This is a genomic window from Corynebacterium sp. HMSC14B06, assembly GCF_001807075.1.
Taxonomy (GTDB): Bacteria; Actinomycetota; Actinomycetes; order Mycobacteriales; family Mycobacteriaceae; genus Corynebacterium; species Corynebacterium jeikeium_D.
Genome location: NZ_KV787406.1, coordinates 1 through 6,384 on the forward strand (window position 1 = coordinate 1; position 6,384 = coordinate 6,384).

Here is a 6,384-nt window from a genome sequence, read left to right on the forward strand (position 1 = left end):
GTCGCCGACCTTCTTCAGCCAAGTGGTAATCGTGCCTTCGGTGACGGATTCGCCGAGCTCCGGCATCTCAACGTCAGTAGCGTCGCCAGCGTCAACGTCAGTGGAGTCTTCCTCAGTCTCCTCGTTAGCCTTTACTGGCTCCTCGTCCTTCTCGACTGCGGCAGATGCCTCCTCGGCCTCTTCCTTGGCGGCCGGAGCAGCGTCTGCATCGCCAACGCGAGCGATGACTTCGCCGACGTCAACGGTGTCGTCTTCGTCGTAGAGGACCTCGAGCAGGGTGCCTGCGACTGGGGAAGGAATTTCGGTGTCGACCTTGTCGGTGGAAACCTCGAGCAACGGTTCGTCGACCTCGACGGTGTCGCCGACCTTCTTCAGCCAGGTGGTGATGGTGCCTTCGGTGACGGATTCGCCGAGCTCCGGCATCTCAACGTCAGTAGCGGAACCGGAGGCAGCCTTCGGTGCTTCCTTCTTTGGCTCTTCAGCGTCTTCCTTCGGAGCCTCTTCCTCGGTCTCCTCAGCGGAATCGTCAGCGCCTTCCGGCTCTTCGCCCGGCTCGCCGACCTTTGCGATGACCTCGCCAACATCGACGGTGTCGTCTTCTTCAAAGAGAATCTCGGTGAGAACACCGGCGACCGGAGATGGAATTTCGGTGTCGACCTTGTCGGTGGAAACCTCGAGCAACGGTTCGTCGACCTCGACGGTGTCGCCGACCTTCTTCAGCCAGGTGGTAATGGTGCCTTCGGTAACTGATTCACCGAGCTCCGGCATCTCAATAGAGGTCGCCATGTTTGTGCACTCCTCGAAAAGTTAAGAAATCTCGTTTTAAGACGGTTATTACAAATTAGCTTACAGGTTGAAAACTCTGCTTGCCCCGTGGGCTGCGCCCGCTTTCGACTGGTGCGTGGAATAGCTCATTCCAGCCAGGATTCCAGCCGGGCGGGGCGCAGTCGGATGACCGGCTACTTCGTTGCCAAATCCTCAATCACAGAGAACATCGTCCGAACCGGAACACCAGTGCCCCGCTTCGGGGTATAACCATACTCCCCGGTGGTGTTGAAGGCCGGACCGGCAACGTCGATGTGAACCCATTCAACATCCTCGCCAACGAATTCGCGCAGGTATGCAGCTGCAACACTCATACCGCCAAAGCGAGAGTTCGTGACATTCCGCAGGTCAGCCACCGGCGACTTCAGGGCCTCTGCTAGCTCAACTGGAATCGGCATTGCCCAACCATTTTCACCAATGCTCTGAGACAGCTCTGCAACACGGTCACGGAACTCGTCGTTACCCAGGACGCCCGGGGTGCGCTCGCCAAGAGCGACCAGCTGCGCACCGGTCAGGGTAGCGGTGTCAATCAGGTGAGTCGGCTTGTCTTCGCAGGCGCGGACAATGGCGTCTGCGAGTACGAGGCGGCCCTCAGCGTCGGTATTCAGAATCTCAATGGTCTTACCGCCGTACTGCGTAATGACATCGCCCGGACGGTACGCCTTACCACCCGGCATGTTCTCCGCCATTGGAACAGTTGCGGTCACCGGGGTGGATACGCCTAGGCGAGCAGCCAGGACGACTGTGGCAATAACAGCCGCAGCGCCGCCCATATCGGAGATCATGTTCTCCATGCTGGCGCCCGGCTTCAGCGAAATACCGCCGGTATCAAAGGTGATGCCCTTACCGACCAGTCCCAGCGAATTCTCTGCCGACTCATCGCCCTTCCAAATCAGGCGCACCAGGCGCGGCCCGCGCGAGGATCCACCACCCACGGCATTGAGGCCTCCGAAACCGCCGGCGCGCAGAGCGTCGTCGTCAAGCACCTCGACCTCGAGCCCCGCGTCACGGCCTAGCGCTGCAGCAGCGTCAGCAAACGTCTCGGGGTAGAGGTGCGACGATGCTGTATTGACGAAGTCACGCGCGGTGGCAACGGCATCCACAATCGCTGCAGCGCGCTTTACGACGTCGTCATCAGCGCCCAACACAACCACCTTCTGGGTGGCCTCGTTGCTTTCTTCGTCGCTCTTCTGACCGGAGTAAGCGTAAGCGCCCAGCGCAAAGCCCTCGGCTGCAGCCTGCGGATCGATGGCGCCGAGAGTGTTAAAGACCACCTTGGCCTTGGTCATACGGCGCGCAGCGGCGCCGCAGGCACGGCGGATGTCCTCGGCATCCAGATCCTCAGAACCCACGCCAACGCCCGTGACACTGTCGACATCCAGGCCAGCAGGAGCCGGGATGGTGGTCACGGACTCGGACTTAGCGCTGGCGGAGACTGCCTCAAAGGAGGCGAGCAGCTGCTCTGCAACCGAACCGATGGCCTCGGGTGCGACCAGCTCGAGGCCATCCTCGCCGTCGATAAGCGCGACGAGAACCGCGTCGGCGTCCGCGGGCAGAGAGTTGTCGGCAGCGATGACCACGCGAGTGCCGATAGCCGGCAGGTAATTGGACAAAACAGCGGCGTTGCGAGAGGCGCCGAGCTGTGCCGAATCATTGTTAGCGGGGACTGACATGTAGTTGCATCTCCTTGTAGTCGTACTATGTGGTACACCACCGTATCCCTATTTGCCGGTTCGTGTCCTTCACCCCTGGACAGCGGACTGACGAGCCAGCGCCACGACTATTGGAATGTACCCGCGCCTAGTGCCCGCGACGCTGACATTGCCCTGACTAACACGGTCTTTCGGGGGCGAGTATTGATACGACTCGATCCTCGACGGTTTAGGATGAAAGACATGTCTGCTTTGGAATTTGCAATCGAACGTAACCCGAATCCACTCTCTGATGCCGAGCGCGAGGAGATTTTGGCCAACCCTGGTTTCGGTAAGCACTTCACCGACCACATGGTCCGAATTGACTGGACTGCAGACAAAGGCTGGCATGGCGCCAAGCTGCAGGCATACGGTTCGATTGAAATGCAGCCGTCTTCTTCGGTCCTGCATTACGGGCAGTCGATTTTTGAGGGACTGAAGGCGTATCGCATGCCGGATGGTTCCATTGTTACTTTCCGCCCGGAGCAGAACGCTCGTCGCTTCCAGCGCTCCGCTGACCGCATTGCAATGCCGCAGCTGCCGGAGGAGACCTTCCTCGAGGCAATCCGCCTGCTGGTTGAAGCCGATGCAGCATGGGTGCCGCCAGCTGGTGGCGAAGAATCCCTGTACCTGCGTCCAATCATGTTCTCCACCGAGAGCACCCTGGGCGTGCACCCGTCGAACTCTTACACCTTCCTGCTCATCGCTTCACCTGCCGGCGCGTACTTCTCCGGTGGCATTAACCCGGTGACCGTGTGGATCTCCCACGAGTACGTGCGTGCCGCGCCGGGCGGCACCGGTGCTGCGAAGTTCGCAGGTAACTACGCAGCTTCGCTGGCGGCTCAGCAGCAGGCAGAGGAAAAGGGCTGCGACCAGGTTGTGTGGCTGGACGCTGTCGAGCGCAAGTACATCGAGGAGATGGGCGGCATGAACCTGGCGTTCATCTACCCGGATGAGAATGCTGACGCTGGTGTTCGGCTGGTGACTCCAGAGCTGTCTGGTTCGCTGCTGCCGGGCATTACTCGGGCATCGCTGCTGCAGGCTGCTCAGGATCTGGGCATGAATGTCGAGGAGCGTCGCATTTCCACCGAGGAGTGGAAGGATGATGCCACTTCCGGTGTCATGAGCGAGGCGTTCGCCTGCGGTACCGCTGCAGTCATCACCCCGGTCGGTTTTGTGAAGTCCGCTGAGGGCGAGTTCGAGATCAACGGTAGCGAGACCGGCGAGTGGACCATGAAGCTGCGCGAGCGCCTGACCGGTATCCAGCACGGCGAGGTTGAGGACACCCACGGTTGGATTTACAAGCTCGTTGAGGCTTAGTTTCGGCGTAGGTTGGCAAAGAATAATTTAATAGTGGTTACGAGAATTAGTACTTTCGCAGCCCCTGTTCAGTATTCGCTGTTCAGGGGCTGCGTTTTTGCTTTGCTGGCTCCCCAACGGCTGTGCGATTTTCTCATGGTTCATGAATTGTTCAGGCGGCATTTGTTTAGCCGTTAAAAACACCTCTAGCGTGACCGGGGTCACTGTGAAAAACTACCAACACGATTGATTTTTGTAGTTGGGAAAACAGTTTGAGGCGCTGTGATGGTGGTAGTTCAAGACTTTTTTAAAGATAGTTTTTCGTCAAGTAGTTCAAAGCGCCTAAGGGTAACCATCGTTGTCACTCTGTTGTTGGCTGCGTGGACGATTGGGTTTAGTGCGATTCCGGCTCCGGTGGCGGCAGCCCAAGATTCGCCTTCGCCGTCCGGGGTGGAACAGCCCGCTCCTACGGGCGAAGGGGGTACGGGCGAAGCAAAAGCAGAGCTAATCATGGATCTGTCTGGTTCGATGCTTGCCGACGACGCCGGAGGCACCCGCCTCGATGCGGCAAAGCGCGCATCCACGGAGCTGATTGACTCCCTCCCGGATGATGCGCTGCTTGGCATGCTGGTTTATGGCCAGCGCGAATCCAGTGATGAATCCAACCGCGAACGTGGTTGCCAGGACATCGAGGTGCTGTCGCCTGTCCAAAAGGTCGACAAAGAAGGCCTGAAGAGCAGGATTGCCGGGTTGGAAGCTCAGGGCTACACGCCGATCGGCAATGCACTGCGTAAGGCGGCTGATGAGCTTGGCCCAGACGGTGAGCGGTCAATTATTTTGGTCTCTGACGGTATCGACACCTGCGCGCCGCCACCGGTGTGTGAGGTTGCGAAGGAACTGGCAGGGCAGGGTGTTGGCCTGACGATTCACACAGTGGGCTTCAAGGTCGATGAAGAAGCTCGCGCTGAGCTGGAGTGTGTTGCGCAGGTATCCGGTGGACAGAGCATGACTGCGGACGATGCTACCCAGCTTGCAGACCACATGAAGTTCTTGACTCAGCGGTCAGTGCAGGGCTACGAAACCACGGGTACTCCTTTCGAGTTCTCCGAGACTAAGGAAGGCGCGAAATGGCTCGGCGAGGGCAAGTACCAGACGACGCTGGTGCCAGAGGTTGCTCAACACGATCGCACCCCGCTCTACTACCGAATCGCAGTGCCGAAGGGACACAACGCGATTGTTACCTCAAAGGTGTTAGCGAATATCGATGCTGAGGGTAAGGGCCAGCAGGATGTCCGAACTGAAGTTGACGAAATCATCAATGAAACTGGCGGAAAATGCCAGGACGACGGTCGTATGGGGTCGCTGACTGGCGCCGAAGCTAGTGCCGATTCGTGGACTCCAACTTCGGCTGATGCAAGCATTCTTGCATGGGATAGTGACCGCATCGAATCCAGTTGCGATCAAACCAAGTGGCTCGTCGCAAATAACGTGTGGGTCTATGACGGTGATTCAGTAGCGGACTATCGTGATGAACCGGTGAAGGTCGAGGTTAGCGTCCAGTTTGAGCCAGTGCTGAAGAAGCAGGATGCTGACAAACTAAATGAGGGGCGGTCTTCTTCGACCGGCGACAAAGCCTACAAAAAGGCCACTTTTGGAGAGGCCAAGCCCGTAAACGGTGGCAATAACGCAGCCCAAGCGCCGGAAGTTAAATCTGGGGATACCATCTCTGACACAATCGTGCCCGGTGAACAGAAGTTCTACAAGATCCCTGTGGAGTGGGGTCAGCGACCAGTGATTGCTGCCCGCACTGGAAATTCGGAGCGCGATAATGCCGATTCCATGGGAGTTGCCCTGCTGAATCCGTTCGAGGTTTCCGTTGCGGATGGAACAATGCACTTTTATCAGGATTCCGAGGACCTGAACTTGTCAACAGATCGTCCGGTCGAATACAACAACCGAGAATCTAATGTTGGAGGACGACCTGTAGCCAACGCCGGCTACTACTACGCGACTGTCCGAATGGCTAACTATCGCCCGGATGAAGAGGTCAGTGGCATCGATCAGCCGTTCCAGCTCGCATTCCTCCTGGACAACAAGCCAACTAAGGGGCCTGACTGGCGACCGACTGACAAGAACGGCCCGACTCCATCCGATAAGCCGATTCTGGCCAAGGGAGAGTCGGAACAGGAAACGTCAAAGGACTCGTCAGAAGATGCGTCGAATGAATCTGACTCCTCGGATACGGATTCTCAGGCATCCGCATCCTCGTCGGACATGGAAGATGAGGGCATGAGCCCGTTGGTCATTGGCACCGTTGTAGCAGTGGTCGCCGTGTTTATCGGCATTGCCGGCGCAATCGTCTACCAGAACAAGAAGCGCAAGGAGTAGACAAACCGTAAGATCAGGAAGTTCCTGAGCAGGGGGGGGGGCAGGGTGGGGAAGGCAGCAAAATTGTGTCCGCTTGGCGTATCGCTGGCGGGCACATTTTTTGCTACTTAGCCGCAAGAACTGACAACTCCAAGAATTATGGGCTGCAGATGTGAAACTGTGTGAGTTTATGACACTTTCA

At 57.8% G+C, this 6,384-nt stretch carries 4 protein-coding genes; 2 read left to right on the forward strand and 2 right to left on the reverse strand.

The features are described from left to right. Both HMPREF3130_RS10955 and HMPREF3130_RS10960 read right to left on the reverse strand, forming a co-directional pair. Positions 1 to 786, reverse strand: a 786-nt coding sequence (locus tag HMPREF3130_RS10955) for a biotin/lipoyl-containing protein (protein ID WP_305763998.1), incomplete at its 3' end; no start/stop codon positions are given. 173 nt (positions 787 to 959) lie between these two features. Next, positions 960 to 2,498, reverse strand: coding sequence for a leucyl aminopeptidase (locus tag HMPREF3130_RS10960; RefSeq protein ID WP_083276389.1), 1,539 nt, complete (start codon positions 2,496 to 2,498; stop codon positions 960 to 962). A 222-nt stretch (positions 2,499 to 2,720) separates the two neighbouring features. Between HMPREF3130_RS10960 and HMPREF3130_RS10965 the strand changes: the two genes are divergently transcribed. Next, on the forward strand, positions 2,721 to 3,836 hold the full coding sequence (locus HMPREF3130_RS10965) for a branched-chain amino acid aminotransferase (protein ID WP_070429982.1): 1,116 nt from the start codon (positions 2,721 to 2,723) through the stop codon (positions 3,834 to 3,836). Positions 3,837 to 4,325: 489 nt separating this feature from the next. Then, positions 4,326 to 6,203 carry a vWA domain-containing protein gene (locus HMPREF3130_RS10970; RefSeq protein WP_070429983.1) on the forward strand — a complete coding sequence of 626 codons (1,878 nt, stop codon included), beginning with the start codon at positions 4,326 to 4,328 and terminating at the stop codon, positions 6,201 to 6,203. The last annotated feature ends 181 nt before the right edge of the window (positions 6,204 to 6,384 follow it).